This window comes from Pseudomonas sp. S2_F03, from assembly GCF_054668335.1.
On sequence record NZ_CP162759.1, the window covers coordinates 1,200,328 to 1,215,535 of the forward strand.

Here is a 15,208-nt window from a genome sequence, read left to right on the forward strand (position 1 = left end):
GCGCTGACATGGTTCAAGCCTCGGAAGGAGTTTGCTTGTAGTTGTAGCCGATCGGGTGAGGCAAGTTGCGCGCCTTGGCCAGTTCGATCTGCTTCTGCCGATCAATGGCGCTGCGCCGGGTTTTTTCGCTCAAGGTGTCCCAGCAATGCGGGCAACTGATGCCGGCCACGTAGTGCTCTGAGGCGCGGTCTTCAACGCTGACTGGTGTACGACAGGCATGACACTGATCGTAATCACCTTCGCTGAGGTCATGACGAACGGTCACACGGTTATCGAACACAAAGCAGTCGCCCTGCCATTTGGTTTCTTCCTGCGGCACCTCTTCGAGGTACTTCAGGATACCGCCCTTGAGGTGATAGACCTCATCGAAACCTTCGCTGAGCATGTAGCTCGACGCTTTCTCGCAACGGATGCCGCCGGTGCAGAACATCGCGACCTTCTTGTGCACGGCCGGGTCGAAGTTGGCTTTGATGTAGTCGGGAAATTCGCGAAAACTGGTGGTTTTCGGGTCGATGGCGCCTTCGAAGGTGCCAATCGATACTTCGTAATCGTTGCGGGTGTCGATCAACAGCACTTCCGGATCGTTGATCAACGCATTCCAGTCCTGCGGATCAACGTAGGTGCCGACCTTTTTGTTCGGGTCCACGCCATCAACACCCAGGGTGACGATTTCTTTCTTGAGTTTGACTTTGGTGCGATAGAACGGCTGATCGTCGCAGTACGACTCTTTGTGATCGATGTCGTCCATGCGTGGGTCGTTCTTGAGCCAGGCCATCAGTCCGTCGATGCCTTCGCGGGTACCGGACACGGTGCCGTTGATGCCTTCTTCAGCTATCAGCAGCGTGCCTTTGATGCCGTTGTCGACCATGGCTTGCAGCAGTGGCTCGCGCAGGGCGACGTAATCTTGCAGGGTGACGAACTTATACAGTGCCGCCACGACAATCTGTTGTGTCATGGGTGTTTCTCCAGGTGGCTACCCTCGCAAAGGGTGAACCGGATTCAAAAAAACGCGCCGGGTGAGCGGCGCGTTGCGGATTCTAGCAAAAAACGCGGGTTTAATGCTTGCTGCCGCCAGCACAGGTCGGTGAGGCCGGGGCCGCGTCGATCTGTGCCCATTCCTCGGGCGTGTAGGTATGCAGCGCCAACGCATGGAACTCGCCCATCAACTCGCCGAGCGTGCCGTAGACTTTCTGGTGACGCTTGACGCGATTCAGCCCTTCGAACTGCTGGCTGACCACCACGGCCTTGAAGTGAGTCTGCAACCCACGGCTGTGCATGTGGCTTTCATCCAGCACTTGCAGGTGTTGCGGCTGTAACAGGCCCAGTGTCGATTCGATGCGTTGTTGCATGGTCATACCGAACTCCGCTTAAGGCTTTTTCTTGGCTGGAGCGGCGGCGCCTTTCGGCTCCAGCTCGGCCGTCATGTCAGCCAGCAGCTTGTTGACTACAGGCACTGCGCTTTCCAGCTTGGCTTGAGTCATCTGGGCCGATTGCTGAGTCAGCTGTGGCATTTTTTCCAGGACTTTCTTGCCCAGTGGCGACTGGTAGAACGCAACCAGGTCTTTGAGCTCGGACTCGCTGAAGTTGGCGGTGTAGAGCTTGACCATTTCCGGTTTCAGCTTGTTCCAGCCAATGGCTTGGTCCAGCGCAGCGTTGGCTTTGGCCTGATACGTTTCCAGCAACGCTTTTTTCGATTCAGGGGCTTTGGTCTGTTCAAAGCGCTGAGCGAACATTTGCTGCACTTGCATGTACACCGGAGTGCCCAATTTGTCAGCGTGCGCCAGGGTCAGGAAAGCTTCGGCACTGGCGTTATGGCTGGCGGTATCGGCAAAAACAGGGCCGCTGGCGCAAACCAGTGCAACCGCGGTACAGATGGCACGAAGACGAGTCATCGAGTTTCCTTTTCTAGCAGGCGAGGTAAAACCCCAAGGGCGTCCATTCTGCGCCTAAAAAAGTGTGTCGCTCAACCCCAAGCCTTGTCGGGCCTGAATTAGAGGGGTTGAAGGCTCAAAAACCTGTCAGATGGAACCACGGCCGACGATCACGGCCTAAACTGCGCTATCAGACCTACAGGAGTGTGCATGATGAGCCGTATCGAAACCGACAGCCTTGGCCAGGTGGAAGTCCCCGATGAAGCTTACTGGGGCGCTCAGACGCAACGCTCGCTGATTAACTTCGCCATCGGCAACGAAAAAATGCCGCTGGCGGTGCTGCATGCCCTGGCACTGATCAAAAAAGCCGCGGCGCGAGTCAACGACCGTAACGGCGACGTGCCCGCCGACATCGCCCGGCTGATCGAACAGGCGGCGGACGAAGTGCTCGATGGCAACCATGACGACCAGTTCCCGCTGGTGGTCTGGCAGACCGGCAGCGGCACCCAAAGCAATATGAACGTCAATGAAGTGATCGCTGGCCGCGCCAACGAGCTGGCCGGCAACCCACGCGGCGGCAAGTCGCCGGTGCACCCCAACGATCACGTCAATCGCTCCCAGAGCTCCAATGACTGTTTCCCCACCGCCATGCACATCGCCGCGGCGCAGGCCGTTCAGCAGCAGTTGTTACCGGCGATCAGTGAATTGTCGGGAGGCCTGGCCGAGCTGGCAGCGCGCCACATGAAACTGGTCAAGACCGGCCGAACGCACATGATGGACGCCACGCCGATCACGTTCGGCCAGGAAGTTTCGGCGTTCATCGCGCAACTGGATTACGCCGAACGGGCGATCCGCAGCGCGTTGCCAGCCGTATGTGAGCTGGCCCAGGGCGGTACCGCGGTCGGCACGGGGCTGAATTCGCCTCACGGTTTTGGCGAAGCGATTGCCGCCGAACTGGCCGCCCTCTCCGGCCTGCCTTTCATCACGGCGCCGAACAAATTCGCCGCGCTGGCCGGTCATGAGCCGCTGACGACCCTGTCGGGTGCACTGAAAACCCTGGCGGTGACCCTGATGAAAATCGCCAACGACTTGCGCCTGCTGGGCTCCGGGCCACGAGCCGGTTTTGCTGAAGTGAAATTACCGGCCAACGAACCGGGCAGCTCGATCATGCCGGGCAAGGTCAATCCGACGCAGTGCGAAGCGCTATCGATGCTGGCTTGCCAGGTCTTGGGCAACGACGTCGCCATCGGGTTTGCGGCGAGCCAGGGCCATCTGCAATTGAATGTGTTCAAACCGGTGATCATCCACAACCTGCTGCAATCTATCCGCCTGCTGGGCGATGGCTGCAGCAACTTCCAGCAGCACTGCATTGCCGGACTTGAGCCGGACGCAGAGCAAATGGCTGAACATCTGGAGCGGGGCTTGATGCTGGTGACCGCGTTGAACCCGCACATCGGCTATGACAAATCGGCAGAGATTGCCAAGAAGGCGTATGCGCAGGGGCTGACGTTGCGGGAGGCGGCGTTGCAGTTGGGTTATCTGACCGATGAACAGTTTGATGCGTGGGTGCGGCCGGAAAACATGCTGGAGGCCGGGGCCAAGGGCTGAGATGTGTAGCGCCTAGCAGTCAGCCATCGCGGGCAAGCCATGCTCCTACGGGTTTTGCGTCGATCAAAATGTCCGGTATCGACACAAAACCCGTAGGAGCATGGCTTGCCCGCGATGAACGATGACGCGGTTTAACCGGCCGCCATCCGCACCTTCCGGGCCTTGAGCCCGGCAATCAACGAAGGCCCCAACGCCACCAGCGCCGACCCCAGCACCACCAGCACCGCGCCGCTATAGCCCAGACCGTTGATCGTCTCGGCATGCACAAAATCAGGCCACAACCATGCCGCCACGGCCACCGCGGCAAACGTCACCAACGGCGTGATCGCCAGCGTCGCACTCACCCGCGAAGCTTCCCAATGGGCCAACGCTTCGGCAAACGCGCCATAGGCAATCAGCGTATTCATGCAGCACGCCAGCAGCAGCCAGCCTTGCAGCGGGCTCAGTTGCAGCGCTTCCAGTGGGTGCACCCACGGCGTCAGCAACAGCGCACAGAACAGGTAGATCACCATCATCACCTGCAACGAATTCCACACGGTCAGCAGTTGCTTCTGCCCCAAGGCGTAGAAGGTCCAGACCGTGGACGCCAGCAACACCAGCAGCACGCCGGTGGTGTACTCGGTCAACGAAGTGAGTAACTCGGCCAGGCGCTGATTGAAAAACAGGGCGAAACCGACCAGCAACACCAGCAGCCCAACCCCCTGCCCCACGCTGAAGCGTTCCTTGAACACAAACAGACTGGCAATCAGCAACATGATCGGGCCCATCTGCACCACCAATTGCGCGGTGCCGGCGCTGAGCAAGTTCAAACCCATCAAGTACAACACGTAGTTACCGACCAGACCGAGCACCGCCATCAGCACCAGCCAGCCACCGCGCGGGCCGAGCACTTTGCGGCTCGGCAAACGTTTGGTCGCCGCCAGATAAACGAACAAGCACCCGCCGGATACGATCAAGCGAAACCAGGTGACGGTCACCGGGTCCATCACCAGCAGCACTTGCTTGAGTTTGATCGGCAGGATTCCCCACAGCAGCGCAGTCAGCAGGGCCAGAAACAGACCGTAAACCCAGCGACCGGATGAAATGTGCATGCGAACCCCAACAGCCAGATGGCGAGAATCGTCATTCTAGGCGCAGAGAGGCCTGGCACACAGGGACAGTTGGCGAGCAGGCGCAAATGAAACTGTGCAGGTCGCAGCAACTAATTGACGATCGGCCGTCGATCAGTTGCTCAGGCGTGCCAAGGGGTTCGTGCATAAGCTCATCGGATCACTTTCAGGAGAATCGCCATGTACGGCATGCGCGCCCAGGACAAAGCCCCCGCGACACACTTTCGCAGTGACCGGTTGTGTCGCGTGAATGGGGAGTTGTTTTTCAGTACCCGTGAAAACACGCTGGAGGGGCCGTTTAATAATGCAGAGGCGGCGCAGCGCGAGATTCAGGCGTACATCGAGCGGATGCAGACATCGAGTGCCCAGCTTTAGACCGAGGCGCTACCTTCGCGAGCAGGCTCGCTCCCACAGTTGATCGCATTCCAATGTGGGAGCGGGCTTGCCCGCGATAGCGGTTGATCAGGCGACACAGCTTTGCGAATTTAACGCACCGCCTCAAACAACCCCGTCGCGCCCATCCCGCCGCCCACGCACATGGTGACGATGCCGTAGCGCAAATTGCGGCGCTGCAACTCACGCACCAGATGCCCGACCTGACGCGAGCCGGTCATGCCGAACGGGTGCCCGATGGAAATCGAACCGCCATTGACGTTGTACTTCTCGTTATCGATCTCCAGCCGATTTCGGCTGTACAGGCACTGCGAGGCAAACGCTTCGTTGAGCTCCCACAGATCAATGTCGGCAACCTGCAAGCCCTTGGCCTTGAGCAACTTCGGCACCGAGAACACCGGGCCGATGCCCATTTCATCCGGCTCGCACCCGGCGACCGTGAAACCACGGAAAAACGCCTTCGGCTTGAGCCCCAGTTCCAGGGCTTTTTCCAGGCTCATCACCAGCGTCATCGAGGCACCGTCGGACAGCTGCGAGGAGTTGCCCGCCGTCACCGAGCCGTCTTCAGCAAACACCGGCTTCAGTCCCGCCAGGCTTTCCAGCGTGGTGTCCGCCCGATTGCAGTCATCGCGATCAACGATGCCATCGAGGATTTGAATCGCACCGGTGGCCTTGTCTTCCACGCGGTACTTCACCGCCATCGGCACGATTTCATCATCGAACAGACCGGCGGCCTGCGCCTGGGCGGTGCGCTGCTGGCTTTGCAAGGCGTACAGGTCTTGTTCCTGGCGGCTGACGTTGTACCGACGCGCAACGATTTCGGCGGTCTGCCCCATCGGGAAGTAAATGCCCGGCACCTGCTCCTTGAGCAGCGGGTTGATCAGGTTATCGGTGTTGACGCTTTTCATGGTCAGGCTGATGGATTCGACGCCACCGGCCACGATGATGTCGCTGCACCCCGAAGCAATCTGGTTGGCGGCAATGGCAATCGCCTGCAAGCCCGAGGAGCAAAAGCGGTTGAGGGTCATGCCGGCAGTGCCGATGCCCAGACGCGAGAGCACGGCGACATTGCGCCCGATGTTGTAGCCCTGCGCGCCTTCGTTGGAGCCCGCACCGACGATGCAATCCTCGACGCTGGCCGGGTCGATGCCGTTGCGCGCTAGCAACGAGTCGACACAATGCGCCGCCATGTCGTCCGGACGGGTCTGGTTGAACTTGCCGCGAAAGGACTTGGCCAGGCCGGTCCGCACGCTGTCGACGATCACCACTTCACGCATGGCATACCTCATTGTTGTTATCGGTTGAGAGTGGACCGAGCATATGTCCACCTCACAATCGACCGCGACAATCATTCATCCCGCGTATGCGTAGCCATCGACTCAGTCCTTGTGTTTCTTCGCCTTCTTGTCGGACTTTTCGAACGCCTCTTCCAGCGCCAGATTAATGGTGCGCAGCACCTTGACCCGCGCCCAGCGCTTGTCATTGGCTTCGACCAGGGTCCAGGGAGAGATTTCCGTGCTGGTACGGTCAACCATGTCGCCGACCGCGGCGCGGTACGCGTCCCATTTGTCGCGATTGCGCCAGTCATCCTCCGTAATCTTGAACCGCTTGAAGGGGATCTGTTCGCGCTCCTGGAAGCGTTCCAGCTGCGTCTGTTTGTCGATGGCCAGCCAGAACTTGACCACGATCACCCCGGCATCAGCGACCTGCTCTTCGAAATCGTTGATTTCGCTGTAGGCGCGCAGCCAGTCCGCCGGGCTGCAGAATCCTTCGATGCGCTCTACCAGCACCCGTCCGTACCAGGAGCGATCGAACACGGTGAACTTGCCCCGCGCCGGAAGGTGTCTCCAGAAACGCCACAAATAGGGCTGCGCCCGCTCTTCTTCGGTGGGCGCGGCAATCGGCACGATGCTGTACTGACGCGGATCAAGCGCCGCCGCCACCCGGCGAATCGCCCCGCCCTTGCCTGCGGCATCGTTGCCTTCGAACACCGCCACCAGCGCATGTCGGCGCATGCGCTTGTCACGCATCAACCCGGAAAACCGCGCCTGTTCAGTTACCAACTGCTCTTCGTAGTCGTCTTTGTCCAGTTGCTGGGTCAGGTCGAGGCTGTCGAGCAGGTTCACTTGATCGACGCTGGGGAATACGGGCGCGGCACTGACTTTTTCCGGGTGTATCTTCGGCCGCTTCAGTGCGCCGTGCAGGCTATCGAGCAGAATCTTGCCCACCACCAGGCTGCGATAGCGCGCGTCCATCCCGGCGATCACATGCCACGGCGCGTAGTCACGACTGGTGCGACGCAATACCCGCTCGCCGAACTTCACGAACCGGTCATACGTTTGCGATTGCTGCCAATCCAGCGGGCTGATGCGCCAGCTGTGCAAAGGGTCGTCGGCCAACGCTTTAAGGCGGGCCTTCATTTGTTTCTTGGAGAGGTGGAACCAGAACTTGACGATCAACGCGCCTTCATCGCACAGCATTTTCTCCAGACGCTCGGCCGCGTTGATGGCCTGGTCGAGTCGTGGGTCCTTGAACTCGCCATGGACCCGGCCCTGAAGCATCTGGCTGTACCAGTTTCCGAAGAAAATCCCCATGCGTCCCTTGGCGGGAAGCATCCGCCAATAGCGCCAGGCCGGTGGCCGTGACAGCTCTTCGTCGGTTTGCTGGTCGAACGTGCGGACCTCGATCAGGCGCGGGTCCATCCATTCGTTGAGCAACTTGACCGTCTCGCCCTTGCCGGCACCTTCGATGCCGTTGATCAGAATGATCACCGGAAACCGGCTCTGCTGGCCTAGCTCAAACTGAGCTTCGAGCAAGGCTTCGCGCAGTGCCGGCACTTCGGCGTCATAGGTTTCTTTGTCAATGGCGTGGTCGATTTCAGCAGACTCAAACATGGGCGGCTCCCTTCCAGATGTGAGCAAGACTAGCGGATTGATTCCTCCAGCGGGGGAGAAATCCGATTTTCACTGTCGGGACCGCCATGGACCTTGCCATGGATCAGGCAGCGTCCCGTCGATCGGCTAGAATGGCGGCCTTGCCGTTGCCGAGCCTGCCATGAAACCTGTATTGCCTCACGCCCAACTCGACTGGGATGACCAGGGTCGTCCGTACTCGCGAGTGTTCGACGATGTCTATTTTTCTGACAAGTCGGGCCTCGAAGAAACCCGTTACGTGTTCCTTGAGCAAAACGCTCTGCGTGAGCGTTTCAGCGCGTTGGCGGACGGCGGCCGACTGGTGATTGGCGAGACGGGCTTCGGCACCGGATTGAATTTTCTGTGTGCCTGGCAATTGTTCGAACAGCACGCCGTGGCGGGTGCACGGCTGCACTTCGTCAGCGTCGAAAAGTACCCTCTGAGCTTGCCCGACCTGCAGCGAGCCCTGGCGTTGTGGCCAGAACTCAAACCGTTCGCCGATCAATTGCTCGCCCAGTACGTGGCCATTCATCAAGGCTTCCAGCGCCTGATTCTGGATAACGGTCGCGTGACGTTGACCCTGTTGATTGGCGATGCGCTTGAACAGTTGCCGCAACTGGACGCACAGATTGACGCCTGGTTTCTCGACGGTTTCGCCCCGGCAAAAACCCCGACATGTGGACCGCCGAACTGTTTGCCGAACTGGCACGGCTGGCAGCGCCCGGCTCGACCATCAGCACGTTCACCAGTACCGGTTGGGTGCGACGCTTGCTCAATGGCGCAGGGTTCAAGATGAAGCGCACGCCGGGCATCGGCCACAAGTGGGAAATCCTGCGGGGCGTGTTCCTCGGATGGCCCGAGGACGCCGTTGCGCCCATTGCCGTAAAACCCTGGTTTGCGCGTCCGGCGCCGTTGACGGGCGAGCGTCATGCCTTGGTCATCGGTGCCGGCCTGGCCGGTTGTGCAAGCGCTGCCAGCCTGGCGGCGCGGGGTTGGCAGGTGAGCCTGCTGGAGCGCCACGACGCGCTGGCGCAGGAAGCCTCGGGCAATCCACAGGGCGTGCTTTACCTCAAGCTTTCGGCCCATGGCACGGCGCTGTCGCAATTGATTGTCAGCGGTTTTGGCTACACCCGACGTTTGCTTGAGCATTTGCAGCGGGGCCTCGACTGGGACGGTTGTGGTGTCCTGCAACTGGCGTTCAATGCCAAGGAAGCGCAGCGTCAGGCGCAACTGGCGGCGGCGTTCCCCGAGGATTTATTGCACACACTGGATCGAGAGCAGGCCCAGAGCCGTGCCGGCATCGGCCTGCAATCGGGCGGCCTGTTTTATCCCGAAGGCGGTTGGGTGCACCCGCCCGCCTTGTGCCAATGGCAAGCCGGGCAACCGAATATCAAGCTCCTGATGCACCACGAGGTCCTGGAACTGCGTCGCCAGGATAATCAGTGGCAAGCCTGGGATGGCGAGACCTTGCTGGCGAGCGCACCGGTCGTAGTGCTGGCCGGCGCAGCCGAGATCAAGCGTTTCCCCTACAGCAGCGAACTGCCGCTCAAACGCATTCGCGGACAGATCACTCGTCTGCATCAGACACCTGGCAGCCAAAGCCTGAGTACTGTGGTCTGCGCCGAAGGGTATGTCGCGCCGGCCCGGATGGGTGAACACACACTGGGCGCCAGTTTCGATTTCAACAGCGATGACCTGACACCCACGGCGGCCGAGCATGCCGGCAACCTGAACATGCTCGAAGAGATTTCGGCGGATCTGGTCACACGGCTCGGCGCGCACACCCTGCAACCTGAAGCACTTGAAGGTCGCGCGGCGTTTCGCTGCACCAGCCCGGACTACTTGCCGATTGTCGGCCCCTTGGCCGATCACCAGGCTTTCGCCGACGCTTACATCGCCCTGAGCAAGGATGCCCGGCAAACGCCGGACATCCCTTGCTCCATGGCTGGACGGCTTGTACGTCAACAGCGGCCATGGTTCACGGGGATTGATCACCGCGCCGTTAGCAGGCGAATTGCTTGCCGCCTGGCTCGATGACGAACCCCTGCCACTGCCCAGGGCCGTGGCCGAAGCCTGTCATCCCAACCGTTTTGCGCTGCGGCGTTTGATTCGGGGTCAATGACCCCGAAGTAGCTCGTTCAATGACCGATTAACAGCACGAAAATCTGGTCTGTTCAGTGGTTGATACAGCAGGATTTTCAATGTTTGGCAGCAATATGTACCGCACACCCCCACCTTTTTTCGGGTAAGACCGCCCCGTCCACCACATGGGCTTATTACTTATCGATCTAAAACTCCCACAGTCCCACTGGGTCAGTTTCTGAGTACCCGCCGATTTGGCCGGGTATCGATTGACCCTCCCCAACGGAAAAACCGGTAAGGATTTTATGTGCGGATTAGCTGGCGAGTTACGCTTCGATCATCAACCTGCGGACCTCGCGGCCGTTGAACGAATCACCCATCACTTAGCCCCTCGTGGCCCTGACGCCTGGGGTTTTCATGCTCAAGGACCGATTGCCCTAGGCCATCGGCGCTTGAAAATCATGGACCTGTCAGACGGCTCGGCGCAGCCGATGATCGACAATCAACTGGGCCTGTCCCTGGCCTTCAACGGCGCGATCTATAACTTCCCCGAGTTGCGCACCGAGCTCGAAAACCTCGGTTATACGTTCTACTCCGGCGGGGACACCGAAGTGCTGCTCAAGGGCTATCACGCCTGGGGTGAAGCCTTGCTGCCCAAGCTAAACGGCATGTTTGCGTTCGCCATTTGGGAGCGCGACGCCCAACGATTGTTCATCGCCCGCGACCGTCTCGGTGTGAAGCCGCTGTACCTGTCGCGCACCGGTCAGCACCTGCGCTTTGCCTCAGCGTTGCCGGCGTTGCTCAAGGGTGGCGACATCAACCCGATTCTCGACCCGGTGGCGCTCAATCATTACCTGAACTTCCACGCCGTGGTCCCGGCGCCGCGCACCCTGCTGGCCGGCATTGAAAAACTGCCACCGGCGACCTGGATGCGCATCGAAGCGGACGGCAGCACCGAACAGAAAACCTGGTGGACGCTGCCCTATGGCCCGCGCGCCGACGAAATCAATCTGACCCTCGAAGACTGGCGTGACCGTGTCCTCGATAGCACGCGCGACGCCGTGGCGATCCGCCAACGGGCGGCGGTCGACGTTGGCGTTCTGCTCTCGGGCGGCGTCGACTCAAGCCTGCTGGTCGGGCTGTTGCGTGAAGTCGGCGTGGAAAACCTGTCGACCTTCTCCATTGGTTTTGAGGATGCCGGCGGCGAACGCGGCGACGAGTTCCAGTATTCGGACCTGATCGCCACCCACTACGGCACCCGGCATCATCAATTGCGCATCGACGAAAAAGAGATCATCGAGCAATTGCCAGCGGCATTCCGCGCCATGAGCGAGCCGATGGTCAGTCATGACTGCATCGCCTTCTATCTGCTGTCACGCGAAGTGGCCAAGCATTGCAAAGTGGTGCAAAGCGGCCAGGGTGCGGACGAGCTGTTCGCCGGTTATCACTGGTATCCGCAGGTCGACGGCGCAAGCGATCCGTACGCAGCCTATCGCGAGGCGTTCTTCGACCGCAGCCATGAGGAGTACGCGGCCACTGTGCAGCCGAAATGGCTGACAGCGAATGACGCCGCCGGTGACTTCGTGAAGGAACATTTCGCACAGCCCGGCGCCGATGCAGCGGTGGACAAGGCTCTGCGCCTGGACAGCACGGTGATGCTGGTGGACGACCCGGTCAAACGCGTCGACAACATGACCATGGCCTGGGGGCTGGAGGCGCGTACACCGTTTCTTGACTATCGCCTGGTGGAATTGTCGGCCCGCGTACCGGGGAAATTCAAACTGCCGGGCGGTGGCAAACACGTCTTGAAAGAAGCCGCGAGATCGGTGATTCCGAATGAAGTCATCGACCGCAAGAAAGGTTACTTCCCGGTGCCAGGCCTCAAGCATTTGCAAGGTGACACGCTGAACTGGGTGCGCGACCTGTTGCTTGACCCCAGCCAGGATCGCGGCCTGTTCAACCCGGCCATGCTCGACCGTTTGCTGACGGACCCGCAGGGTCAATTGACCCCGTTGCGCGGCTCAAAGCTGTGGCAACTGGCGGCCCTGAACCTGTGGCTCAGTGAGCAAGGAATCTGATCGATGAAACCCCACGCCACGGCTTATAGCCAACGCTTGTTGCGCGGCCAGCCACCTTCTTATGAACGCTTGCAGGCGCGTCTGGCCGAAGATGGCAGCGCCTTGAGCGCCGCGCCGATTGCCGTGCATTGCGGCTGGGGCCGGTTGCTGATCGGGCACACCTTTCCTGATCCGGCCTGCCTCGCCCAAGCGCTGCTCAACGAGCAGCCGGGCGAGCGCGACATTGCGCTGTACGTCGCCGCGCCTCAACAAATACTGGGGCTGGAGCCGGCTCAGCTATTTCTCGACCCCTCGGACACCTTGCGTTTGTGGTTCAGCGATTACCGTCAGGCCACTCGCGTGTTTCGTGGTTTTCGCATTCGTCGGGCACAAAGCGAGGCGGACTGGCAGGCCATCAACCAGCTGTATCAGGCGCGCGGCATGTTGCCGATCGATGCAAGTCTGTTGACCCCACGGCATCTGGGCGGCCCGGTGTATTGGCTGGCCGAAGACGAAGACAGCGGCGCAATCATTGGCAGTGTCATGGGCCTCAATCACCACAAGGCGTTCAACGACCCGGAAAACGGCAGCAGCCTGTGGTGCCTGGCGGTCGACCCGCAATGTTCACGACCGGGGGTGGGCGAAGTGTTGGTGCGTCACTTGATCGAGCACTTCATGAGCCGTGGGCTCAGTTGCCTGGACTTGTCCGTTTTGCACGACAACCGACAAGCGAAAAGCCTCTACGCCAAACTCGGGTTTCGCAACCTCTCGACCTTCGCCATCAAGTGCAAGAACGGCATCAATCAGCCGCTGTTTCTCGGACCGGGGCCGCAGGCCAATTTCAATCCATATGCGCGAATCATCGTCGAGGAAGCCCATCGTCGCGGCATTGATGTACAGGTGGATGATGCCGATGCCGGCCTGTTCACTCTCAGCCATGGCGGACGCCGGGTGCGTTGTCGCGAATCGTTGAGCGACCTGACCAGCGCCATCAGCATGAGCTTGTGCCAGGACAAAAGCCTGACGCACAAAGTGCTCAAGGCCGCAGGACTGAACCTGCCTGCGCAACAATTGGCCGGTAACGCCGATGACAATCTGGCGTTTCTCGACGAGCACGAACGCGTGGTGGTCAAACCGCTGGATGGCGAACAAGGCCAGGGCGTTGCCGTGGATTTGCGCACGATTGAAGAGGTGCAGCACGCCATCGAAGCCGCCCGCCCATTCGACAGTCGCGTGCTGCTGGAAAGCTTCCACGAAGGGCTGGACCTGCGGATTGTGGTGATCGGGTTTGAGGTGGTGGCGGCGGCGATTCGGCGCCCGGCGCAAGTGATCGGCGATGGTCAGCACGCCATCGGCGCACTGATCGAGGCCCAGAGCCGGCGTCGGCAGGCCGCCACCCGTGGTGAAAGCAAAATCCCGCTGGATCATGAAACCCAGCGCACGTTGCATGCGGCGGGTTACGACTACAACAGCGTCCTGCCAGCAGGCGAGCATCTGTTCGTACGCAAGACGGCGAATCTTCATACAGGCGGGATTCTGGAGGACGTCACGGCGATCCTGCATCCGACCCTGGCCGACGCCGCGGTGCGGGCGGCACGGGCGCTGGATATCCCGATGGTCGGGCTCGACCTGATGGTGCGAGCCGCCGACCAGCCTGAGTATGTGTTTATCGAGGCCAATGAACGCGCCGGGCTGGCCAACCATGAACCGCAGCCGACGGCTGAGCGGTTTGTGGATTTGTTGTTTCCGCACAGTCAGCCGGCGGCCCTTTAGATCTGTAGTGCTTGAACTGGCCCCTTCGCGAGCAAGCCCGCTCCCACAGGGATACTCGGTCAAATGTGGGAGCGGGCTTGCTCGCGAAGGCGGCGTGCCAGGCACCAAAAATCTAACTTATCCCCCTCATCGAAACCATCGATGTTCTGTACCCATCAGGAGTTTCCATGACCAGTAAAATCCCTGAACCGGATCTCGATTACCTGCAAAAAGTCCTGCTGGAAATGCTCGCCATTCCCAGCCCGACCGGGTTCACCGACACCATCGTGCGCTACGTCGCCGAACGCCTGGAAGAGTTGGGCATTCCATTCGAAATGACCCGGCGCGGAACCATCCGTGCAACCCTCAAAGGCAAAAAAAGCAGCCCCGACCGTGCGGTTTGCGCTCACCTGGATACCATCGGTGCGGCGGTTCGTGCCGTGAAGGATAACGGTCGCCTGGCCTTGGCGCCGGTCGGTTGCTGGTCCAGCCGTTTTGCCGAGGGCAGCCGGGTCAGCCTGTTCACCGATAACGGGGTGATTCGCGGCAGCGTGTTGCCGCTGATGGCATCCGGGCATGCTTTCAACACGGCCGTGGACGAAATGCCGATCAGCTGGGATCACGTTGAACTGCGCCTGGATGCCTACTGCGCCACCCGCGCCGACTGCGATTCGCTGGGGATCAGCGTGGGCGATTTCGTGGCTTTCGACCCGTTGCCGGAATTCACTGAAAGCGGCCACATCAGCGCCCGCCATCTCGACGACAAGGCCGGTGTCGCCGCACTGCTGGCGGCGCTCAAGGCCATCGTCGACAGTGGTGAAGCGTTGATGATCGATTGTCATCCACTGTTCACCATTACCGAGGAAACCGGCAGTGGCGCGGCGGCAGCGTTGCCGTGGGACGTTAGCGAATTCGTCGGAATCGACATTGCGCCCGTCGCACCCGGCCAGCACTCCAGCGAACACGCCGTCAGTGTGGCAATGCAGGATTCCGGCGGACCTTACGACTATCACTTGTCGCGCCATTTGCTGCGACTGGCCAGTGACAATGAACTGCCCGTGCGCCGCGACCTGTTCCGTTACTACTTCAGCGATGCGCACTCGGCGGTAACCGCCGGGCATGACATTCGCACCGCCCTGCTCGCCTTTGGTTGCGACGCCACGCACGGTTATGAGCGTACGCACATCGACAGTTTGGCGGCGTTGAGTCGATTGCTCGGCGCCTACATCTTGAGTCCGCCAGTGTTTGCCAGTGATGCGCAACCGGCGAAGGGCTCGCTGGACCGGTTCAGTCATCAGCTTGAACATGAGACGCAGATGGAAAGTGATACGCGGGTGCCTTCGGTGGATAGCCTTGTCGGGCAGCGCAACGATAGCTGACTCCAGGCCTGGTATCTTTAGTGGCTGACAGATAGCCTTCGCGAG

11 protein-coding genes and 1 pseudogene are annotated in these 15,208 nt (G+C 60.3%); 6 read left to right on the forward strand and 6 right to left on the reverse strand.

Annotated features, from left to right (window positions below):
• Positions 1–13: 13 nt before the first annotated feature.
• From trhO to AB4N76_RS05735, 3 genes are all read right to left on the reverse strand, one after another.
• A complete protein-coding gene (trhO, locus tag AB4N76_RS05725; protein ID WP_046031738.1) occupies positions 14–955 on the reverse strand; it encodes an oxygen-dependent tRNA uridine(34) hydroxylase TrhO in 942 nt (313 codons plus the stop codon).
• A gap of 100 nt (positions 956–1,055) precedes the next feature.
• Positions 1,056–1,355: a BolA family protein gene (locus tag AB4N76_RS05730; RefSeq protein ID WP_008151216.1), complete on the reverse strand. Its 300-nt coding sequence runs from the start codon at positions 1,353–1,355 to the stop codon at positions 1,056–1,058.
• 12 nt (positions 1,356–1,367) lie between these two features.
• Positions 1,368–1,892 (reverse strand): DUF2059 domain-containing protein, encoded by a 525-nt coding sequence (locus AB4N76_RS05735; protein ID WP_046031737.1) that lies wholly within the window; start codon positions 1,890–1,892, stop codon positions 1,368–1,370.
• 192 nt (positions 1,893–2,084) lie between these two features.
• Here AB4N76_RS05735 and AB4N76_RS05740 point away from each other — a divergent pair, with 192 nt between their 5' ends.
• A complete protein-coding gene (locus tag AB4N76_RS05740) occupies positions 2,085–3,479 on the forward strand; it encodes a class II fumarate hydratase (RefSeq protein WP_046031736.1) in 1,395 nt (464 codons plus the stop codon).
• A 131-nt stretch (positions 3,480–3,610) separates the two neighbouring features.
• Here AB4N76_RS05740 and AB4N76_RS05745 read toward each other — a convergent pair whose 3' ends face one another.
• The gene (locus AB4N76_RS05745; RefSeq protein ID WP_460164255.1) at positions 3,611–4,570 is read right to left on the reverse strand and encodes a DMT family transporter; all 960 of its coding nucleotides are present in this window, start codon (positions 4,568–4,570) and stop codon (positions 3,611–3,613) included.
• A gap of 198 nt (positions 4,571–4,768) precedes the next feature.
• Between AB4N76_RS05745 and AB4N76_RS05750 the strand changes: the two genes are divergently transcribed.
• Entirely contained in the window at positions 4,769–4,963 is a 195-nt protein-coding gene (locus AB4N76_RS05750; RefSeq protein ID WP_460164256.1) for a DUF6316 family protein, read from the forward strand.
• 110 nt (positions 4,964–5,073) lie between these two features.
• On the opposite strand, the gene AB4N76_RS05755 is transcribed toward AB4N76_RS05750, so the two are convergent.
• A complete protein-coding gene (locus AB4N76_RS05755) occupies positions 5,074–6,258 on the reverse strand; it encodes a thiolase family protein (protein ID WP_046031733.1) in 1,185 nt (394 codons plus the stop codon).
• A gap of 102 nt (positions 6,259–6,360) precedes the next feature.
• Positions 6,361–7,875 carry a polyphosphate:AMP phosphotransferase gene (gene pap / locus AB4N76_RS05760; RefSeq protein ID WP_077431572.1) on the reverse strand — a complete coding sequence of 505 codons (1,515 nt, stop codon included), beginning with the start codon at positions 7,873–7,875 and terminating at the stop codon, positions 6,361–6,363.
• Positions 7,876–8,035: 160 nt separating this feature from the next.
• Here pap and mnmC point away from each other — a divergent pair.
• The 4 genes and pseudogenes from mnmC (at position 8,036) to AB4N76_RS05780 (ending at position 15,163) form a co-directional block, all read left to right on the forward strand.
• Positions 8,036–10,015: pseudogene (mnmC, locus tag AB4N76_RS05765) on the forward strand (bifunctional tRNA (5-methylaminomethyl-2-thiouridine)(34)-methyltransferase MnmD/FAD-dependent 5-carboxymethylaminomethyl-2-thiouridine(34) oxidoreductase MnmC).
• 265 nt (positions 10,016–10,280) lie between these two features.
• Positions 10,281–12,053, forward strand: a complete 1,773-nt coding sequence (locus AB4N76_RS05770) for an N-acetylglutaminylglutamine amidotransferase (protein WP_460164257.1) — start codon at positions 10,281–10,283, stop codon at positions 12,051–12,053.
• Positions 12,054–12,056: 3 nt separating this feature from the next.
• Positions 12,057–13,805 carry an N-acetylglutaminylglutamine synthetase gene (gene ngg, locus AB4N76_RS05775; RefSeq protein ID WP_460164258.1) on the forward strand — a complete coding sequence of 583 codons (1,749 nt, stop codon included), beginning with the start codon at positions 12,057–12,059 and terminating at the stop codon, positions 13,803–13,805.
• 167 nt (positions 13,806–13,972) lie between these two features.
• Positions 13,973–15,163, forward strand: a complete 1,191-nt coding sequence (locus tag AB4N76_RS05780; RefSeq protein ID WP_046031728.1) for an osmoprotectant NAGGN system M42 family peptidase — start codon at positions 13,973–13,975, stop codon at positions 15,161–15,163.
• Positions 15,164–15,208: the final 45 nt, after the last annotated feature.